Annotated in this window: 17 protein-coding genes and 2 pseudogenes; 6 read left to right on the forward strand and 13 right to left on the reverse strand. The window is 66.3% G+C overall.

The window, feature by feature from the left end:
• Window positions 1-36 precede the first annotated feature (36 nt).
• Together DR_RS09880 and DR_RS09885 are read right to left on the reverse strand one after the other, a co-directional pair.
• Complete coding sequence (locus DR_RS09880; RefSeq protein WP_164927982.1) at window positions 37-819, reverse strand: hypothetical protein; 783 nt, start codon at window positions 817-819, stop codon at window positions 37-39.
• A gap of 32 nt (window positions 820-851) precedes the next feature.
• On the reverse strand, window positions 852-1,637 hold the full coding sequence (locus tag DR_RS09885) for an alpha/beta hydrolase family protein (protein WP_010888566.1): 786 nt from the start codon (window positions 1,635-1,637) through the stop codon (window positions 852-854).
• A 60-nt stretch (window positions 1,638-1,697) separates the two neighbouring features.
• On the opposite strand from DR_RS09885, the gene tnpA reads away from it, so the two are divergent.
• Entirely contained in the window at window positions 1,698-2,120 is a 423-nt protein-coding gene (tnpA, locus tag DR_RS09890) for an IS200/IS605-like element ISDra2 family transposase (RefSeq protein WP_010887312.1), read from the forward strand.
• A complete protein-coding gene (gene tnpB / locus DR_RS09895; protein ID WP_010887311.1) occupies window positions 2,107-3,333 on the forward strand; it encodes an IS200/IS605 family element RNA-guided endonuclease TnpB in 1,227 nt (408 codons plus the stop codon). The genes tnpA and tnpB overlap by 14 nt, the downstream gene beginning before the upstream one ends.
• Here tnpB and DR_RS09900 read toward each other — a convergent pair.
• Entirely contained in the window at window positions 3,272-3,562 is a 291-nt protein-coding gene (locus DR_RS09900) for a hypothetical protein (RefSeq protein ID WP_200859938.1), read from the reverse strand. The genes tnpB and DR_RS09900 overlap by 62 nt on opposite strands.
• Before the next feature lie 184 nt (window positions 3,563-3,746).
• On the opposite strand from DR_RS09900, the gene DR_RS09905 reads away from it, so the two are divergent.
• Both DR_RS09905 and DR_RS09910 read left to right on the forward strand, forming a co-directional pair.
• A complete protein-coding gene (locus DR_RS09905) occupies window positions 3,747-4,793 on the forward strand; it encodes a sugar-binding transcriptional regulator (RefSeq protein WP_010888568.1) in 1,047 nt (348 codons plus the stop codon).
• Between the two features lie 106 nt (window positions 4,794-4,899).
• Complete coding sequence (locus tag DR_RS09910; protein WP_010888569.1) at window positions 4,900-5,106, forward strand: hypothetical protein; 207 nt, start codon at window positions 4,900-4,902, stop codon at window positions 5,104-5,106.
• Between the two features lie 81 nt (window positions 5,107-5,187).
• Here DR_RS09910 and DR_RS16415 read toward each other — a convergent pair whose 3' ends face one another.
• Together DR_RS16415 and DR_RS09915 are read right to left on the reverse strand one after the other, a co-directional pair.
• Complete coding sequence (locus DR_RS16415; RefSeq protein WP_165439359.1) at window positions 5,188-5,358, reverse strand: hypothetical protein; 171 nt, start codon at window positions 5,356-5,358, stop codon at window positions 5,188-5,190.
• Between the two features lie 55 nt (window positions 5,359-5,413).
• Window positions 5,414-6,616, reverse strand: coding sequence for a S8 family serine peptidase (locus DR_RS09915; protein WP_010888570.1), 1,203 nt, complete (start codon window positions 6,614-6,616; stop codon window positions 5,414-5,416).
• Between the two features lie 213 nt (window positions 6,617-6,829).
• Here DR_RS09915 and DR_RS09925 point away from each other — a divergent pair, with 213 nt between their 5' ends.
• Window positions 6,830-7,615: an SDR family NAD(P)-dependent oxidoreductase gene (locus tag DR_RS09925; RefSeq protein ID WP_034350071.1), complete on the forward strand. Its 786-nt coding sequence runs from the start codon at window positions 6,830-6,832 to the stop codon at window positions 7,613-7,615.
• A 182-nt stretch (window positions 7,616-7,797) separates the two neighbouring features.
• Here the strand turns inward: DR_RS09925 and ppk1 (DR_RS09930) are convergent.
• Both ppk1 (DR_RS09930) and ppk1 (DR_RS09935) read right to left on the reverse strand, forming a co-directional pair.
• Window positions 7,798-8,928, reverse strand: a pseudogene (ppk1, locus tag DR_RS09930) (polyphosphate kinase 1); the annotation flags it as partial.
• A gap of 25 nt (window positions 8,929-8,953) precedes the next feature.
• Window positions 8,954-10,471 (reverse strand): annotated as a pseudogene (gene ppk1, locus DR_RS09935) (polyphosphate kinase 1); the annotation flags it as partial.
• Between the two features lie 266 nt (window positions 10,472-10,737).
• On the opposite strand from ppk1 (DR_RS09935), the gene DR_RS09940 reads away from it, so the two are divergent.
• Entirely contained in the window at window positions 10,738-11,925 is a 1,188-nt protein-coding gene (locus DR_RS09940; RefSeq protein ID WP_162177653.1) for an META domain-containing protein, read from the forward strand.
• A 65-nt stretch (window positions 11,926-11,990) separates the two neighbouring features.
• Here the strand turns inward: DR_RS09940 and fabF are convergent, their stop codons facing one another.
• The 6 genes from fabF to DR_RS09970 all read right to left on the reverse strand — a co-directional run bounded on the left by fabF (window position 11,991) and on the right by DR_RS09970 (window position 16,866).
• On the reverse strand, window positions 11,991-13,232 hold the full coding sequence (gene fabF / locus DR_RS09945) for a beta-ketoacyl-ACP synthase II (RefSeq protein ID WP_164927983.1): 1,242 nt from the start codon (window positions 13,230-13,232) through the stop codon (window positions 11,991-11,993).
• 131 nt (window positions 13,233-13,363) lie between these two features.
• Window positions 13,364-13,594 carry an acyl carrier protein gene (acpP, locus tag DR_RS09950; protein ID WP_027479819.1) on the reverse strand — a complete coding sequence of 77 codons (231 nt, stop codon included), beginning with the start codon at window positions 13,592-13,594 and terminating at the stop codon, window positions 13,364-13,366.
• A 98-nt stretch (window positions 13,595-13,692) separates the two neighbouring features.
• Complete coding sequence (fabG, locus tag DR_RS09955) at window positions 13,693-14,457, reverse strand: 3-oxoacyl-[acyl-carrier-protein] reductase (protein WP_010888576.1); 765 nt, start codon at window positions 14,455-14,457, stop codon at window positions 13,693-13,695.
• A 32-nt stretch (window positions 14,458-14,489) separates the two neighbouring features.
• Entirely contained in the window at window positions 14,490-14,906 is a 417-nt protein-coding gene (locus DR_RS09960; RefSeq protein WP_010888577.1) for a hypothetical protein, read from the reverse strand.
• A 20-nt stretch (window positions 14,907-14,926) separates the two neighbouring features.
• The gene (fabD, locus tag DR_RS09965; protein ID WP_010888578.1) at window positions 14,927-15,844 is read right to left on the reverse strand and encodes an ACP S-malonyltransferase; all 918 of its coding nucleotides are present in this window, start codon (window positions 15,842-15,844) and stop codon (window positions 14,927-14,929) included.
• Window positions 15,841-16,866 carry a ketoacyl-ACP synthase III gene (locus DR_RS09970; protein ID WP_010888579.1) on the reverse strand — a complete coding sequence of 342 codons (1,026 nt, stop codon included), beginning with the start codon at window positions 16,864-16,866 and terminating at the stop codon, window positions 15,841-15,843. The genes fabD and DR_RS09970 overlap by 4 nt, the downstream gene beginning before the upstream one ends.
• Window positions 16,867-16,938: the final 72 nt, after the last annotated feature.

A 16,938-nucleotide genomic window follows, 5' to 3' on the forward strand; every position in this document is an offset into this window, starting at 1 on the left:
CCTATTTTTCAGACGGACAGTCACAGGGGAAACCAGTCACAGGGGAAACTGGGTCGCCTGCCCAGCCACGATGTACCAGGTCAGAAACAGCACCGAGACGAACGCCCCGAGGTAAGGCCGGTCGGTGCGACGGGCGAAGTAGGTCATGAAGACGCCCAGAATCGCCAGAATCGGCAGGAACTGAATGGCGACGATGACGTTGAGCGGCTCGCCCGGCGTAAACAGTTGGCCGCGCGCAAACAGCGTGCCGTACTGCACCGCCAGGAAGACCAAGAAGCCGCCCGCCAGCAGCAGCGCGTTGGTCAGCATGGAGCCCCGGGCACTGCGGCGCATTTGGTTGTGCAGCACGGTGGCCGTCATCAGCGCGTAGAGGGTAAACGGAATCAGGTAGCACAGGAACATCCGCAGCTGAGTGGGGGTCATCGGCTTGAGGCCCACGAACCAGAAGCGGTAGTCCACCTTGAAGAGGTAGTTGGTGAGCAGCAGCGAGAGGTAACCGACGCCGACCGCGCCGAAGGCCACAGCCAGTGCGCCCAGAATCTCGTTGCCGCGACGAGGAGCGGTGCCCGCCGCTGTCAGCGGAGCACCCACCGTGTCTACGGCGAGGTCAGGCGTGGCCGTCGTGGTAGTCACGGCCCGCGCCCGGCGACCCGCGCCTGCCCGCCAGATCAGGTACAGCACCAGCGAAACGAGGGTGTTGACGAGCGCCCAGACCATGATCTGGTTGGTGATGCTCTGGGGCCACAGCGCACTCGGCTTGAGGACATTGCCCGCCCAGCGGAACAGCGGGAAGAAAGTGGTGATAGGCAGCGCCAGCATCACGAGGGCTGAAAACCACCAGCCCGTGCCGGTCAGCCCACGCGGGGCGGAGGGCGCGCGGCGCAGCCTTCAAAGGAGCGGGTGTGCAGCAGCAGGCCGCCCGTGCCGAGCACCAGCGAAATGAAGCCCAGCCAGCCCAGCGTGGTGCCGACCTCGTTCCAGTGCCAGACCTGATTGCTGGCGGGCAGCGGCGTGCCGCCGGTCAAGGTGCGGCCAAACCAGTCCAGCGCGTGCCCGATGGCCTCGTGCGACAGGTGGTCGCCGGGGTGGGTGGTGGCGGGCGTGTACAACACCCGCGCCGTGCCCGCCGCCGGGTCGCCGTAGACCTTGCCGGGCTGCACGGTTTCGGTCGTCCCGAAGACCTTTTGCAGTTTGGGGCTGTTAATTACGTCTTTGGCGCGCGGCACGTCCCACATCAGTTGCGAGAACTCGTCGTACTGGCTGTAGACCAGCGCGAGGTTGCGCGGATAGGTCAGGCTGCCTTCGGGGGCGCGACCCGAGCCGGTCGAGGAGCCTTCCAGCACCATCGCCTTGTACCCGTCGGGGTAGGCGGCGGCGGCACTGAGGATGGTCCAGCCGCCCATGGAGTGCCCTTCCAGGCCGATGTTGTTCTTGTCCACCAGGTCCAGGCTGCGCAGGTAAGCCAGCCCCGCCGGGCCGCCGTAGCCGTTCACGAAGGCCGGGGCGTCGCTGAAGCCGTGCCCGGCCTGGTCGAGGCTCAGGACCACGTAGCCGCGCCGGGCAAATTCGAGCGCGAAGTCCGACTGCACCTCGCGCGAGTTGATGCTTGAGGGGCGCACACTCGTGACTTCAGTCATGAGTTAGCCCCTCTCGCCCTGAAAAGGGCGATGAAAAGCGGAAGCCTCTAGCTTTTCCAGATGACATATGTTATTCTTCCCCTTGAGATGAAGAAAGGCCGGGGTTACGTCTATCAGCTTGAATACCACCTCATCTGGTGCGTGAAATACCGTCATCAGGTGTTGGTGGGTGAGGTTGCTGATGGACTGAAAGACATCCTGCGTGACATTGCCGCTCAGAACGGGCTGGAAGTCATCACGATGGAAGTCATGCCTGACCACGTTCACCTCCTGCTAAGCGCAACCCCACAGCAAGCCATCCCCGACTTCGTGAAGGCGCTGAAAGGCGCTTCCGCACGTCGGATGTTCGTGGCCTACCCGCAGTTGAAAGAAAAGCTGTGGGGCGGCAATCTCTGGAACCCGTCGTATTGCATCCTGACTGTTTCTGAAAACACCCGCGCTCAGATTCAGAAATACATAGAGAGCCAGCATGATAAGGAATAAGGCTTTCGTGGTCAGGCTGTACCCAAATGCGGCTCAGACTGAACTGATTAACCGCACGCTGGGTAGCGCAAGGTTCGTCTACAACCACTTCCTTGCCCGTCGCATTGCGGCCTACAAGGAAAGCGGGAAGGGACTGACCTACGGGCAAACGAGTAGCGAACTGACCCTTCTGAAGCAGGCTGAAGAAACCTCCTGGCTCTCGGAAGTAGATAAGTTTGCTTTGCAGAACTCGCTGAAAAACCTTGAGACCGCGTACAAGAACTTCTTTCGGACTGTGAAGCAGTCCGGTAAAAAGGTAGGATTCCCACGTTTCAGAAAGAAGCGCACGGGAGAGTCCTACCGGACTCAATTCACCAACAACAACATCCAAATTGGGGAAGGTAGGCTCAAACTTCCTAAGCTGGGATGGGTGAAAACCAAGGGCCAGCAGGATATTCAAGGGAAGATTCTGAATGTCACTGTGCGCCGTATTCACGAAGGCCATTACGAAGCGTCCGTTCTCTGTGAAGTCGAGATTCCCTACCTGCCTGCGGCTCCCAAGTTTGCAGCGGGTGTGGATGTCGGCATCAAGGATTTTGCCATCGTGACCGATGGCGTGAGGTTTAAGCATGAACAGAATCCGAAATATTACCGCTCCACCCTGAAAAGACTTCGTAAAGCTCAGCAAACCCTGTCCAGACGGAAGAAGGGCAGCGCACGTTACGGGAAAGCGAAAACCAAGCTGGCTCGGATTCACAAGCGCATTGTCAATAAGCGTCAGGATTTCCTTCACAAGCTCACCACCTCCCTGGTGCGTGAGTACGAAATCATCGGAACCGAACACCTTAAACCCGACAACATGCGGAAAAATCGCCGCCTTGCACTGAGCATCAGTGATGCGGGCTGGGGTGAGTTCATCCGGCAGTTGGAATACAAGGCAGCGTGGTACGGGCGACTGGTATCTAAAGTCAGCCCCTACTTTCCATCTAGCCAGTTGTGTCATGACTGCGGATTCAAGAATCCCGAAGTGAAGAATCTTGCCGTCCGTACATGGACTTGCCCGAACTGTGGGGAAACCCATGACCGAGACGAGAACGCTGCGCTGAACATTCGGCGTGAAGCGTTGGTGGCTGCGGGAATCTCAGACACCTTAAACGCTCATGGAGGCTATGTCAGACCTGCTTCGGCGGGCAATGGTCTGCGAAGTGAGAATCACGCGACTTTAGTCGTGTGAGGTTCAAGTAGCCGTGCACGGCCAGGATGCCGGGCGCGGGCTTCTCGGCGCTCACGCCCTTAGGCACGTAGAGCAGAGCGCTGAGCTGCTGACCGTTGGTGCCCATAAAGCGCACGTCGCGGACGCTGACCTGACCACCGGAAGTTTGCGTCCAGGCCGCCGTCAGGCCGCCGATCAGCACCAGCACCAGGCCCAGCACGAAAAGCTGAAGGCTGCGAGATGTTTTCAAGTTGACTCCTTTGCAGCGGTCGCCAGGGAAAATGGCGTCCGGCAGCGAGCACCCCGGACACGCGCCGGGCCGGTGGAGGATGAGAGCAGAGGGACAGCGCACCCCCACACGGCCAGTCGAGTCCAGATTTTGATGTGCTCTGACCTTGCCATCACACCACCCGCTGAACAGAAAGTCAATGCACTTGAACAGATGTTCACCTGCGGCCCCGTGCACCGACCAGAGGTCAGGCTTCACCTATGCTGACAGCGTGAACGACGACGCACCCGACGACCCGACCGACCAACAGGCCGCGCAGGCCGTTCAGGTCGCCCGCCTCTACTACCACCAGGGCCTGACCACCGGCGACATCGCCCGCGAGCTGGGGCTGTCGCGCCCCAAGGTCAGCCGCCTGCTGGCGCTGGCGCGGCGCAACGGCACGGTGGACATCCGTATTCACGACCCGCAGGGCCACCCGTGCAGCCTGCAAGCCCGCCTCATGGAGCGCTGGCCGGGCGTGCAGGCGCAGGTGGTCGGGCTGCCGCCGCACTCCACGCAGGACCTGCGGCTCGAGCGGGTCGCGCTCGCCGCCGCGCACTGGCTGGGCTCGGCGCTGCGGCCTGGGCTGGTGGTGGGGCTGGCGTGGGGCAACACCCTGGACGCCGTGAGCCGCGCCCTGACCCCGCGCCCGCTGAGCGGCGTGCAGTTCGTGCAGCTCAACGGCAGCGCCAGCGTGCTGGAACTCAGCTCGGGCTTCGTGGGCGGCACCCTGACCCGGCTGGCGCAGGCGGTGCGCGGGCAGGCCCACCTGTTTCCGGTGCCCACTTTCTTCGACGACCCCGCCACCAAACAGGCCATGTGGCGCGAACGCAGCGTGCAGCACGTCGTGCAGTTGCAGCGGCAGGCCGAGCTTTTGCTGTTCAGCGTGGGCAGCCCGCACGCCGCCTTGCCGAGCCACGTCTACGCCGCCGGGTATCTGGACCCCGACGACCTCACGCAACTGGAACGCGAGGGGGCCGTGGGCGACATCGCCACCATGTTTTTCCGCGCCGACGGGAGCTGGGACGGCCTGTCGCTCAACGCACGTTCCAGCGGTCCCGACCTCGCGCTGATTCGCGACCACCCGAACACCGCCTGCATCGTGGCCGACCCCGGCAAGGCGGCGGCGCTGCGGGCGGCGCTGGACGGCGGGTTGCTGCGAACCCTGATCGTGGACGAAACGACGGCGGCGGGCGTCCTAGGCGAGGGCTGAGAACCAGGGGCAGCCGGCCCAATCCCCAACTCGCCTTCACACCGTTATCAGGCCCGGCACCTGCGGGGGCGGCAGACTCGGGGCAGTTCACCACAGGAGGTACACCATGACTGGACCCTACGACCGCCCGACTTCCCCGGCCAGCGAACCCACCGACACCCCGGCGCCCATGCCCGAGCGTTTGCCCGGCGGCACCGACACCGGCCCGGTGATGGACCCGCCCACCAACCCGGACACCCCGGGAATGCCCGAGCCTCAGCCGACCTCTAATCCCGACCTGCCGGGGATGCCGGAGCCGATGCCTGCGATGTAACAAGGCAGAGGGAGAGGGCGGAGAGCAAAGGGACAAATCCCTTCGCTTTCCACCCTCTCCCCTTTTTATTCGGCTGCTCGCCTACTTGCCGTTTTTGGTCAGACGCCAGAGCGTCACGCCGTTGCTGACCATCAGCGCGAGGCACAGCAGCGCCATCGGCCACTGCTCCTTTTGCACAAAACGAATGGTCAGGATGCCCCAGCCGCAGAGCAGCGCCGTCACCAGCCAGATGCGCCACTGCGGCGCGTTCATGCCTTTTGCCTCATGCGGGCAGCATAGAGCGCAAGGCCGGAGACAGGTGCCCCCTTCAGCGGGCGGGCGCCGGAGCGAGTGCGGCTTGCAAGGCCGCCTCGGCGTTAAGCAGGCCGGCGCCGCAAGTGTGGCGCGGGTCGGTGTCGCAACGCCCGCTGGCGAAGGGCGTGACCTGACGGGTCAAGAGGGTAGTCAGAGTTGCGCGCGACAGCTCGGGGCGCACGCTGAGCAGCAGGCTCGCCACGCCCGCCGCGTGCGGGGCCGCGAAAGACGTACCGTTGGGGTCGCGCTCGCCGCCGCTGCCGCTGACACTGCTCGCCACCACGCCGTGCGCGGGATCGCCGCCGGGCGCACCGAGAGACACCGCCCGGCCCCAGTTGGCGTAGCCGGGGCGCAGGCCGCGTTCGTCCACGCTCGTTACCGTCAGCACGTTGCGGCACCCGGCGGGCGAGTAGCCGCTCGCGTCGCGCCCGTCGTTGCCCGCGCCGACCACGACCAGAGCGCCTTTGGCGGTCACGTCGTCCACCGCTTTCTGAATGCGGGCGTCACAGCCGGTCAGCGGAATGAAGTCGGCAAAGAGGCTGAGGTTGAGCACCCGCGCCGGGTTGGGGTTGTTCGGCACGCCGGGCACGCTCAGGCCCGCCGCCCAGCGCAGGCCGTCCACCAGGTCCTGCGGGGCGATTTGACCGTTCACGTCGGCCACCCGCACATGCACGATGCGGGCGCGGGGGTTGATGCCCGCCATGCCGCGCCCGTCGTGCGCCGCCGCAATCAGGTTGGCGACAATCTCGCCGTGGTAGGCGAACTGCCCCACCGCGCCCGCATCGCGGTCACGCCTGCCGCCGTCCCCAGACCGCGCCGCGTCCGACACGAAGTCGTACCCGTTCACGACCCGCCCGGCGAGTTCCGGCGAGGCCACGTAGCCGGTGTCCAGCACCGCCACCGTGACGGGAGCAATGGTTTTTTGCGCCTGCCACAGCGCCCACGCCTGCGGCATGCGGATGGCGGCGAGGTTCCACTGCCGGGGATAGAGAGGGTCACGCGGCAAGAAGGTGGCGGGGGCGGGGACTGGAGCAGGCAAGGGAGCTGAAGCGGGCAGCGTCGGCGGCGCGACTGGCCCGGCAGGCAGCGGCGTGAACGTGCCTTGCAGGGACGGCAGAGACGAGGAAGGCGTGACCGGTTGCAGCGTGGGCAAGGTGGATTGGGCCGCCCCCGCCCCGGCGACCAGGGCGGTGAACAGCAGAGCGCGCTTGAACATTTGCCCAGTGTCTCCCGCCGGGCTGACCTAGAGCTGAGGAAGCGGCCAAGGCGCTCGGAGGAGCCCGCGCCCCTAGAGCATTTGACAAAAAGATGGCACAGCTTTTTGGCGAGCAGAGCGAGTACAAAACACTGAGCAGAACGGAGAATGGAGCGGGTGGCGGTGCTGTCCCGGCGCACGCGTAATTCGGAGAGCTGCTCTAGAATCTGTGCCATGCCCCCTGCTTCTTCAGCCTCCCGGCCTGTCGTCGTGCTGACCGGCGCGTCCAGCGGCATCGGCCTCGCCACCGCCGAGGAACTCGCCGCGCAGGGTTACGCACTGGTGCTCGCGGCCCGCCGCGCCGACACGCTGCGCGACCTCGCCCGGCGGCTCGACCCCAGCGGCAGCCGGGTCATCGCCGTGCCCACCGACGTGACCGACGACGCCTCGCGCCGCTCGCTGTTGCAATTCGCCCACGACCACTTCGGGCGGGTGGACGTGCTTATCAACAACGCGGGCGTGACGGTGGAAAAAGGCTGGTGGTGGGACGACCCCGACCCGCTGCGGGTCGTCCGGGTCAATCTGGAAGCCCCCATCGAACTCACCCGGCTGGTGCTGCCGGACATGCAGGCGCGGGGCAACGGCCACATCGTCAACATCGGCTCGGTGGCGGGGCGGGCGGCGACCAACGGCATGTACTCGGCGAGCAAATTCGGCATTCGCGGCTTTTCGCACGGGTTGCGGCGTGAGCTGCTCGGCAGCGGCATCGACGTCAGTCTGGTGGCTCCCGGCTTCGTGCAGAGCGAGATGACCGCCAAGGCCAAGCTGCCGATGCCGGGGCCAGAAGTGGTTGCCCGCGCCGTGGCCGACGTGCTGCGCCGCCCGCAACCGGAAGTCATCGTGCCACGGGTCTACGCTGCGCTCGCGCTGATGAACAGTGTCGCGCCGAAGTTGGGGGATTTGCTGGTGAGTCGGGTGGTTATTGCGCGGCGGTATCAGCACGGGGGAAAGGGCAAATAGCGAAGGGAAACAGGAGAAAGGGCCGCCTCCACACGGGAAAGCGGCTTCTCTTTCTCATTCTGAGAGCATCAAGCGGAAAGACATGTCGTTGACCCTCTCCACTGGTGGGAGAGGGCCTTGCGAAGCAAGGGGTGAGGGGGCGTCCAGACCAGGTCTAGCGAACCCTCATTCTGCCCAATGCTCTAGGGATGCCGCCGGTCCGCAAAAATCTGCTGGGCGCTCAGGTCGCCCGCCACCTTCACGTAGCTGCCGTTCTCGGCGAGGTCCCAGCTGCCGCGCTCGTCGGCCCACTCGGTGTCCATGATTTGCAGAAAGGTGGCGCGGTGGCCGTCTTCGAGCACCGGGGCGATGACCTCCACCCGGCGGTCGAGGTTACGGCTCATCCAGTCGGCGCTGCCGAAGTAGACCTCGGGCTGCCCGCCGTTGCCGAAGGCGTAGATGCGGGCGTGTTCGAGGTAGCGCCCCAGCAGACTCCGCACGCGAATGTGCTCCGAGAGGCCCGGCACGCCGGGGCGCAGGCAGCACACGCCGCGAATGACCATCTCGATTTCGACGCCCGCCTGCGACGCCCGGTACAGCGCCTCGATCATGCCGGGGTCGGTGAGCGAGTTGAACTTGAGCCGCGCCCAGCCGCCGCGTCCGGCCTGCGCGTGTTCCATTTCGCGCTCCAGCAGGGCCTCGAAACCGCTGCGGGCGGTGTCAGGGGCGACCAGGAGGTGCTGGTACTCGGCCTCGGCGTACCCGGTGAGGTGGTTGAACAGCTCGGCCACGTCGGCGCCGAGTTCGCCGTCGGCGGAAAGCACGCTGAGGTCGGTGTAGAGCCGCGCCGTCTTGGGGTTGTAGTTGCCGGTGCCGACGTGGACATAGCGCCGCAGCCCGCCTTCCTCGCGCCGCACGACCAGCGTGACCTTGGCGTGGGTCTTGAGGCCGGTGATGCCGTAGACCACGTGCGCCCCGGCGCGCTCGAGCTTGCGGGCCCAGGAGATGTTGCGCTGCTCGTCGAAGCGGGCCTTGAGCTCGATCATCGCCACGACCTGCTTGCCGTTTTCGGCAGCGGTGCGCAGGGCGCCGAGCAACCGGGGGTCGTCGCCGGTGCGGTAGAGCGTCTGCTTGATGGCGAGTACCTGCGGGTCACGGGCCGCTTCTTCCAGAAAATTCAGTACGTTGACAAAGGAGTCGTAGGGATGGTGCAGCACCACGTCGCCCTGCCGCAGCGTCTCGAAAATGCCGCCCTCGTCGTCGTCGAGGTCCGGCACGGCGGGGGTAAAGTCGGGGTAGGACAGGTCGGGACGCCTGACGGAAACGCCCATCAGGCTTTCCAGCACACTGGCAAGCTAAGTCGGCGGAAAGCACGCTGAGGTCGGTGTAGAGCCGCGCCGTCTTGGGGTTGTAGTTGCCGGTGCCGACGTGGACATAGCGCCGCAGCCCGCCTTCCTCGCGCCGCACGACCAGCGTGACCTTGGCGTGGGTCTTGAGGCCGGTGATGCCGTAGACCACGTGCGCCCCGGCGCGCTCGAGCTTGCGGGCCCAGGAGATGTTGCGCTGCTCGTCGAAGCGGGCCTTGAGCTCGATCATCGCCACGACCTGCTTGCCGTTTTCGGCAGCGGTGCGCAGGGCGCCGAGCAACCGGGGGTCGTCGCCGGTGCGGTAGAGCGTCTGCTTGATGGCGAGTACCTGCGGGTCACGGGCCGCTTCTTCCAGAAAATTCAGTACGTTGACAAAGGAGTCGTAGGGATGGTGCAGCACCACGTCGCCCTGCCGCAGCGTCTCGAAAATGCCGCCCTCGTCGTCGTCGAGGTCCGGCACGGCGGGGGTAAAGTCGGGGTAGGACAGGTCGGGACGCCTGACGGAAACGCCCATCAGGTCGGCGGTGCCCAGAGGCCCTTCGAGCATGAAAATGTCAGCGGGGTCGAGGTTGAGCTTGTCCTGGAGCAGCTCGAGCATCTCTGCCGGCATCCCACCTTCCATTTCGAGCCGCACCGCCGACCCGAAGCGGCGCCGGCGCAGGCCGTCCTCGATGGTGGCGAGCAGGTCTTCGGCTTCTTCCTCCTCGAACTCGTAATCGGTGTTGCGGGTCACGCGGAAAACGTGGGTGGACATCACCTTGCGGCCCTTGAACAGCTCGCCGATGTGCTCGGCAATCACGTCCTCGAGCAGCAGCAGGTGCTCGCCGATCGCCACCACGCGCGGCAGCACGCCCACCGGCACCTTCACGCGGGCGAAGTCGGGGTCCTCGCCCTTTTTCGTCTTGAGCAGCACGCCGAGGTTGAGGCTGAGGTTGCTCATGTACGGAAAGGGGTGGCTGGGGTCCACGATGAGCGGCGTCAGCACCGGCTGAATCTCGGCGAGGTAGTGCTCACGGAGCTGTGCCCGCTCGCGCTTGCCGAGGTCTGCCACCCCGACCAGCCCCACCCCGGCGTCGCGCAGGTCGCGCAGGATGTGGCGGGCGGCGTGCTCGACCTCACGCAGCATGGCGTGGGTCTGCTCGCGCACCAGCTTTAGGGTTTCGCGCGGCAGCAGTCCGTCGGGGCTGGGGGTCTGCACGCCCGCCGCAATCTGGCGGTGAACGCCCGCCACGCGCACCATGAAAAATTCGTCGAGGTTGCTGCCGCAAATCGCCACGTACTTCAGCCGCTCGAGCAGCGGATTGCGCTCGTCGCGCGCCTCGGCCAGCACGCGCTCGTTGAAGGCCAGCCACGACAGCTCGCGGTTCAGAAAGCGGCTTTCGGGGTTGGCGACGGTGGTCAGGGTCTGCACCGGGCCGGACGCGCGGGCAGCCTTGGCGGATTTCTTGTGCTCCCCCCGGGGTTCGGCGGGGGTGGGCGAGACGGCAGAATCGGCAGACACGGTGTTCACTCCTTGAGATTTAGCGCACGGCTGCCAAGCTGCGGTCAGCCGACTGTCCTAAAAAGTTTCAGCACCTTTCGGGCCTCAGCCGGCAAAACGGCACCTGACGGCGGGAAGGGCTGACGGCTGGAAAGGCGCCTTCAGCATAGCGCCCGCACCTGCTCCGCCCTTTTTGGCTGTGCGGCCCGGCTCACGCGCCCTGTCCCGTAAATCATGAACAGTTCCGCCGGAATCCGTATCAGGCCCCGGTCATGCCCCCGGCGCACACTGGAGCAATGGCATTTCTTTCTTCCCTGTTTCTGTCGGCGGCGCTGTTTTCATCGGCGGGTCTGGCGGGCGGCGCGGCTCCGGCTCCCCAAGCCCCTGCCCTACCAGCCAACCTGACGACCCGGACCTGGGTGCTCACCGACCTCGCCCCCGGTGGCAAGCTGCGCCGGGTGACGGGCGAACGACCCACCCTGACCTGGACCGTGCAGCCCGGCGGCCTGCAACTGAGCGGCAGCACCGGCTGCAACACCTACCGGGGGCCGGCGACGGTCACGGGCCAGCAATTGAAAGTTTCCGCGCTGGCGACCACCCGGCGCGGCTGCGCACCCACTCAGGCCCAGCAGGAAAACGACTTTCTGACCCTGCTGCGCGGCGCCAGCCACTACCGCCTCAGCGGGCAAACCCTGACGGTGTACGCGGCGAGCACCGCCCGCCTGGTCTTCACCGCGGCCCCCGGAGGTTCCATGACCACCCCGTCCAACACGCCTGCTGGGGCCAACACGCCCACCGGCACGACGCTGAAGGCCGCGCAACTCGCGGGCGACTGGCAACTCACCGACCTGCGTGAGGGCGGTCAGGCGGTCACCCTGCCCGCCGACGCGCCCTTTACCTTCACCGCGAGCGGCACGAACACCCTGCGCCTGAGCGGGATGGCCGGCTGCAACCGCTTGATGGGCGAAGTGACCCTCAGCGGCGCAGGCCTTACCTTCGGTCCCCTCGCCGCCACCCGGATGGCCTGCGAGGACATGACCGCCGAGCAGGCCCTATCCCGCGTCCTGCAAGGATCCGGGCAAGTCACCCTCAAGGGCGACACCCTCACCTGGCACCGCAGCGGGGGCGAAGTCGTCCTGACGCGACGTGCTCCGGCGGCCACCACTGCCGACCTCAGCGGCAGCTACCGCCTGCTGAGCGTGAACGGCACCGCTGCCGACGCCCGCCGCACTGTAAGCCTCACCTTCAAGGCGGGGCAGGTCGGAGGCTTCGACGGCTGCAACAGCTTCGGCGGCGAGTACAGCCTCGACAAGGCGGGGCATCTGACGGCGGGCAACCTCGTCACCACTCTGCGCGCCTGCCCTGACCAGCTGGACCAGCCCATCCTGACGGCGCTGCTCGGTCAGGCGCCGACGGTGCAGCTCCGGGGCCGAACCCTGACGCTGGACGCTGGCGGGGAACGGTGGGTATTCGAGCGGGAATAATTTCAGTAAGAAAAAGGGGCCGGAGAAATCAAATCTCCGGCCCCTTTTCTAGTCCAGTGTCGCGCTCAGACCCGTCCCAGCAGCAGCGCCGCGTTCTGTCCACCGAAGGCGAACGAGTTGCTCAGCGCGTAGTCCACCTGCCGCTCGCGGGCGCCCTCGGGGATGAAGTCGAGGGGCAGCTCGGGGTCGGGGTCGGTCAGGTTGATGGTGGGGGGCAGCAGCCCGTCGGCGAGGGCCTGCGCCACGGCAATCGCTTCAATCGCGCCCGCTGCGCCGAGCAGGTGCCCGGTCATGGACTTGGTGGAGCTGACCGCGAGCTGCGCCGCGTGGTCGCCAAACACGTGCTGAATGGCCTGCGTCTCGTGCAGGTCGTTGAAATGGGTGCTGGTGCCGTGCGCGTTGATGTACCCCACCTGCTCGGGGTTCACGCCCGCCGTGTGCAGGGCCATTTTCATGGCGAGCTGCGCGCCCGCGCCCTGCGGGGCTGGCATGGTGATGTGGTAGGCGTCGGCACTCACGCCAAACCCGGCGACTTCGGCGTAGATGGTCGCGCCGCGGGCTTTGGCGTGCTCGTATTCTTCGAGGACCACCACGCCCGCGCCCTCGCTGAGCACGAAGCCGTCGCGGGTGGCAGAAAAGGGCCGGCTGGCGTGCTCGGGGTCGTCGTTGCGGGTCGAGAGCGCCTTCATGTTGGAAAAGCCGCCCACCGCCATCGCCGTAATGGAGGCCTCCGCGCCGCCCGCGAGCATCACGTCGGCCAGGCCGAGTTGGATGTAACGGGCCGCTTCGCCAATCGCCCCGGTGCCGGTGGCGCAGGCGGTGACGACGGTGCTGCTCGGCCCCATTGCGCCGTAGCGCATGGCGATGTGGCCGGTCGCCATGTTGGCAATCTGCATAGGGATGAACATGGGTGAAATGCGTCCAGCGCCGCGCTCCACGTACACGCGGGCCTGGTCCTCGAAGGTCTTCATGCCGCCGATGCCGCTGCCGACCAGCGTGCCGGTGCGCTCGCCGCGCAGGTCCTCGGCGCTCAGGCCACTGTCGCGCACCGCGAGTTCGGCGGCGCTCAGGGCCAGCAGGGTGTAGCGGTCGAGTTTGCGGGCCTCGCGGGGATCCACGAAATCGTCGAGGCTGTCGTGCACTTCGCCCGCGATTTTGCTCGCCGTGTCTTTGGCGTCGAAGCGCGTGATCGGCCCGATGCCGTTTTTGCCGGCCCGCTGCGCCTCGGCGTAGGCCTTTGCCCCGACGCCGATGGGCGTGACCGGGCCGAGGCCGGTGATAACGACCCGTTTGAGTCCAGAAATCATGTCGTCTCCTTTTGAAGTCCCAAATTGAACATTGAAAGCCCACATTGAACGTGAGTTGAACGCTCAAAAAAAGCGGAACACGGAGGGTCAACCCCCGCGCCCCGCCTCAAAACCACGCCAAGGGGCGCGTTTTACTGGTTGTTGTCGATGTAGTCGACCGCGGCCTGCACGGTGCGGATGGTTTCGGCGGCTTCGTCGGGAATGGTCACGCCGAATTTGTCTTCCAGGCCCATGATCAGTTCCACGGTTTCCAGGCTGTCGGCGCCGAGGTCTTCCACGAAGCGGGCTTCGGGGGTCACCTTGCCTTCGTCCACACCGAGCTTGTCCACAATCACATCTTTCACGTCATCAAAAGTCGCCATTACCAAATTCCTCCTGAAACTGAAGTGCCCGCAGTGTACACGCCGGGCAGAAGCGGGGGCGCAAGGCTGAACGGGGTGCAACGAGCCGCCCGCTTCCGTCAATTCGGGTTCATACCGCCGTCCACCCCGATGGTCTGCCCAGTGATGTACCCGGCGCCCTCCGAGGCGAGAAAGGCGACCAGCGCGGCGACTTCTTCGGGCTGCCCGAAGCGGGCCAGCGGAATATTCGCCTGATACTGCTTTTTAGTGTCCTCAGGCAGCTTCGCGGTCATGTCCGACTCGATAAAGCCCGGCGCAATCGCGTTGACGGTGATGCCGCGCCCGCCGTATTCCTTGGCGAGGGCGCGGGTCAGGCCGATGAGGCCCGCCTTGCTCGCCACGTAGTTGGCCTGACCGGGGTTCCCGGCGAGGGCGACCACGCTCGAAACGTTGACGATGCGCCCGCTGCGATTCTTCATCATGTGCTTGAGGGCGGCGCGGCAGGCGGCGAAGGCGCTCGACAGGTTGGTTTGCAGCACGGCGTCCCAGTCCTCGTCCTTCATGCGAATGGCGAGGCCGTCGCGGGTAATGCCGGCGTTGTTCACCAGCACGTCGAGGCGGCCCAGCGCGGCGATCACGTCCTCGACGAGTGTTCCGGCGTTGGCGGGCTGCGAGAGGTCGGCACCAAAGACCTGCGCCGCGCCGCCCGCCGCCCGGATGTCTGCGGCGACCTGCTGCGCCTCGGCTTCTCCCCGGCCATAGTGAACGGCCACCGTGAAGCCGTCCTGGGCGAGTCGCAGGGCCATGGCCCGGCCCAGACCCCGGCTCGAACCAGTAACGAGGGCGACGCGGGCGGGAGCGGGAGAAATTTCGTTGTGGGTCATGACTTTCCTTTCGGGGGGTGAAGCTCAGACGCTCAGCGGGCGGACGTCAGCGTGAGGTGCCACGCCCGCGCCACGGACAGACGCTCGCCGCCGGTGGCCGTTTCGAGGGCACAGGTCCAGATGTTGGCGGAGCGCTGGCACATCAGGTCGTAGACCTTTTGGCCGCCGCTGAGCAGCTGCGCGTCCGCCCGCTGGCCCACCTGCTGCCCGCGCACCTCGAACGTGCCCGCCTGATTCCAGGCCAGCTCCGGAAAAACGGCCTGGCCGCGCAGTTGTTCGCCGTCTTGCACCAACGTCAGCCGCAGGGCCGGAGCCGCTTCCCGCACGCTGGCGGTCCATTCGCCGGTCAGCGTGCGCGGCATCTGCTGCGACGTGACCGGAGGCTCAGATACGGCAGAGCCGCAGGACGCGAGGAGGGGAAGCAGCGTGAGGACAACGAGGCGTTTCATAGCACCGCTTATTCTGGGCTTCAGAGGGCAAAAGCCCGCACCTGTTCGGTTGAGCCGACATTTAGGGTTCGGGCGCCGGGCACAATGCGTTTGACCAGTCCGCTCAGCACGCTGCCGGGGCCAAATTCGATGAAAACCTCGGTCCCGAGTTCGGCCAGCGTCTGCACCGTCTCGACCCAGCGCACGCTGCCGGTGATTTGACGTTCGAGCAGGTCGGCGGTGTGGGTGGGGCTGTCCACCAACTCGGCGCTCACGTTGGCGACCACTGGAAACAGGTAGGGGCCGTAAGCGGCGGCGTGCAACTCGGCGGACAGCCCCTCGGCGGCGGGGCGCATCAGGGCGCAGTGGAACGGGGCAGACACCTTGAGCGGGATGGCCTTGAGGCCGCGCGTCTTGAGTTCGGCGCTGGCGGCGTCCACAGCGGCTTTTTCACCTGAGATGACCGTCTGGGTGGGCGCGTTGAAGTTGGCGGGCTGCACGACGCCAGCTTGCGCGGCGCAGACTTCGGCCACCACCGCCGGGTCGCCCATCACCGCGCTCATGGCACCGACGCCTTCGGGCACGGCCTGCTGCATCAGCTCGCCGCGCTTGCGGGTCAGGCGCAGCGCGTCTTCCAGCGTCAGCACGCCCGCCGCCACCAGCGCCGAGTATTCGCCCAGCGAGTGCCCGGCGGCCACCATCGGCGTCAGGCCGGTGTGCGCCTGCCACGCCCGGTAGGCCGCCACCGACGCGGCGACGAGCGCAGGCTGCTGGTTGGCAGTGCGGGTGAGGTCGTCGAGCGGGCCTCCCTCAATCAGCGAACGCAGGCCGGGCAGCGTGGCGTCCAGGGCCGCGTAGGTCTCCCCCGCCTGCGGAAACTCGCCTGCCAGGTCCGCGCCCATGCCGACGGCGTGCGAACCCTGACCGGGAAACAACGCGGCAATCTTGGAAGCGCTCAAGCGGGCACCTCCGCCGGCTGCGCGACCTGCGCGTGCAGCGAAGGCCGCCCGCCCCACCACTTCATCGTGCAGGCGGCCCAGCTCAGCCCGCCGCCGAAGACGACCATCAGCAGTTGCTGGCCGCCCTGAATGCGCCCGTCGTTGACCGCCTCGTACAGCGCGAGCGGCACGGTTCCGGCGCTGGTGTTGCCGTAGCGGTCGAGGTTGATGACGGTTTTTTCCATCGGAATCCCGAAGCGCTGGGTGGCGGCCTCGATGATGCGGATGTTGGCCTGGTGGGGAATCAGCCAGTCCACGTCGGCGTTGCTCAGGCCCGACTTTTGCAGCGCCTGGGTGCCCGAGTCGCCCAGCACCCGCACGGCGAACTTGAACACCTCGCGCCCGTTCATGGTGGGAACGCCGCGCATGATCTGGCCGTCGGGAAACTGGTCGGCGAGGTTGGAGATGTACAGCGCCGGCCCGCCCGCCGAGTCCGCGCCGAGCACGAAGTCCTGAAAGCCGTATCCGGCGGGCACCTCGCCCACCACCGCGCAGCCGCAGCCGTCGCCGAAAAGGATGGCGGTGTCGCGGTCGTCCTGGTCGAGCGCCTTGCTCAGGACCTCGCCGCCGAGGACCAGCACGTTTTTCGCGCTGCCGCCCAGAATCATGCCGCGCGCCATGCTCAGCGCGTAGACAAAGCCGCTGCACGCGGTAGACAGGTCATAGGCGCCCACCCCGGTCAGCCCGACCTGCCCGGCGACAAGCGCCGCCGTGGAGGGAAACATGGCGTCGGGGGTGCAGGTGGCGTAGATGACGAGGTCCACGTCTTTCAGCGCGTCCGGGTCACGCGCGAGCATGTCCTGCACGGCCTTCGCGCCGATGTGACTGGCGAACTCGCCGGGGGCGGAAAAACGGCGCTCGCGGATGCCGGAGCGCGACTCGATCCAGCCGTCCTCGATGCCCATGCGCGACTCGAATTCGTGGTTGTGAACGACCCGCTCGGGCACGTACATGCCGATGGCGGTAATGCCGATGGATTTCATTGGGGGCAGGCTAGCACTCCGCTTCGCCGCGCTCCGGGAGGCTGAACCGGGTTCAAATGTCGCACGAAGGCG

Origin of the sequence: Deinococcus radiodurans R1 = ATCC 13939 = DSM 20539 (assembly GCF_000008565.1) — a bacterium.
In the GTDB taxonomy this organism is placed as follows: Bacteria; Deinococcota; Deinococci; order Deinococcales; family Deinococcaceae; genus Deinococcus; species Deinococcus radiodurans.

Excerpts from the sequence above, each read along its gene's own strand:
- DR_RS09880 (WP_164927982.1), bottom strand. The coding sequence starts at position 819 with ATGCTGGCGCTGCCTATCACCACTTTCTTCCCGCTGTTCCGCTGGGCG.
- DR_RS09885 (WP_010888566.1), bottom strand. The coding sequence starts at position 1,637 with ATGACTGAAGTCACGAGTGTGCGCCCCTCAAGCATCAACTCGCGCGAG.
- tnpA (WP_010887312.1), top strand. The coding sequence starts at position 1,698 with ATGACATATGTTATTCTTCCCCTTGAGATGAAGAAAGGCCGGGGTTAC.
- tnpB (WP_010887311.1), top strand. The coding sequence starts at position 2,107 with ATGATAAGGAATAAGGCTTTCGTGGTCAGGCTGTACCCAAATGCGGCT.
- DR_RS09910 (WP_010888569.1), top strand. The coding sequence starts at position 4,900 with ATGACTGGACCCTACGACCGCCCGACTTCCCCGGCCAGCGAACCCACC.
- DR_RS16415 (WP_165439359.1), bottom strand. The coding sequence starts at position 5,358 with ATGAACGCGCCGCAGTGGCGCATCTGGCTGGTGACGGCGCTGCTCTGC.
- DR_RS09915 (WP_010888570.1), bottom strand. The coding sequence starts at position 6,616 with ATGTTCAAGCGCGCTCTGCTGTTCACCGCCCTGGTCGCCGGGGCGGGG.
- DR_RS09925 (WP_034350071.1), top strand. The coding sequence starts at position 6,830 with ATGCCCCCTGCTTCTTCAGCCTCCCGGCCTGTCGTCGTGCTGACCGGC.
- DR_RS09940 (WP_162177653.1), top strand. The coding sequence starts at position 10,738 with ATGGCATTTCTTTCTTCCCTGTTTCTGTCGGCGGCGCTGTTTTCATCG.
- fabF (WP_164927983.1), bottom strand. The coding sequence starts at position 13,232 with ATGATTTCTGGACTCAAACGGGTCGTTATCACCGGCCTCGGCCCGGTC.
- acpP (WP_027479819.1), bottom strand. The coding sequence starts at position 13,594 with ATGGCGACTTTTGATGACGTGAAAGATGTGATTGTGGACAAGCTCGGT.
- fabG (WP_010888576.1), bottom strand. The coding sequence starts at position 14,457 with ATGACCCACAACGAAATTTCTCCCGCTCCCGCCCGCGTCGCCCTCGTT.
- DR_RS09960 (WP_010888577.1), bottom strand. The coding sequence starts at position 14,906 with ATGAAACGCCTCGTTGTCCTCACGCTGCTTCCCCTCCTCGCGTCCTGC.
- DR_RS09970 (WP_010888579.1), bottom strand. The coding sequence starts at position 16,866 with ATGAAATCCATCGGCATTACCGCCATCGGCATGTACGTGCCCGAGCGG.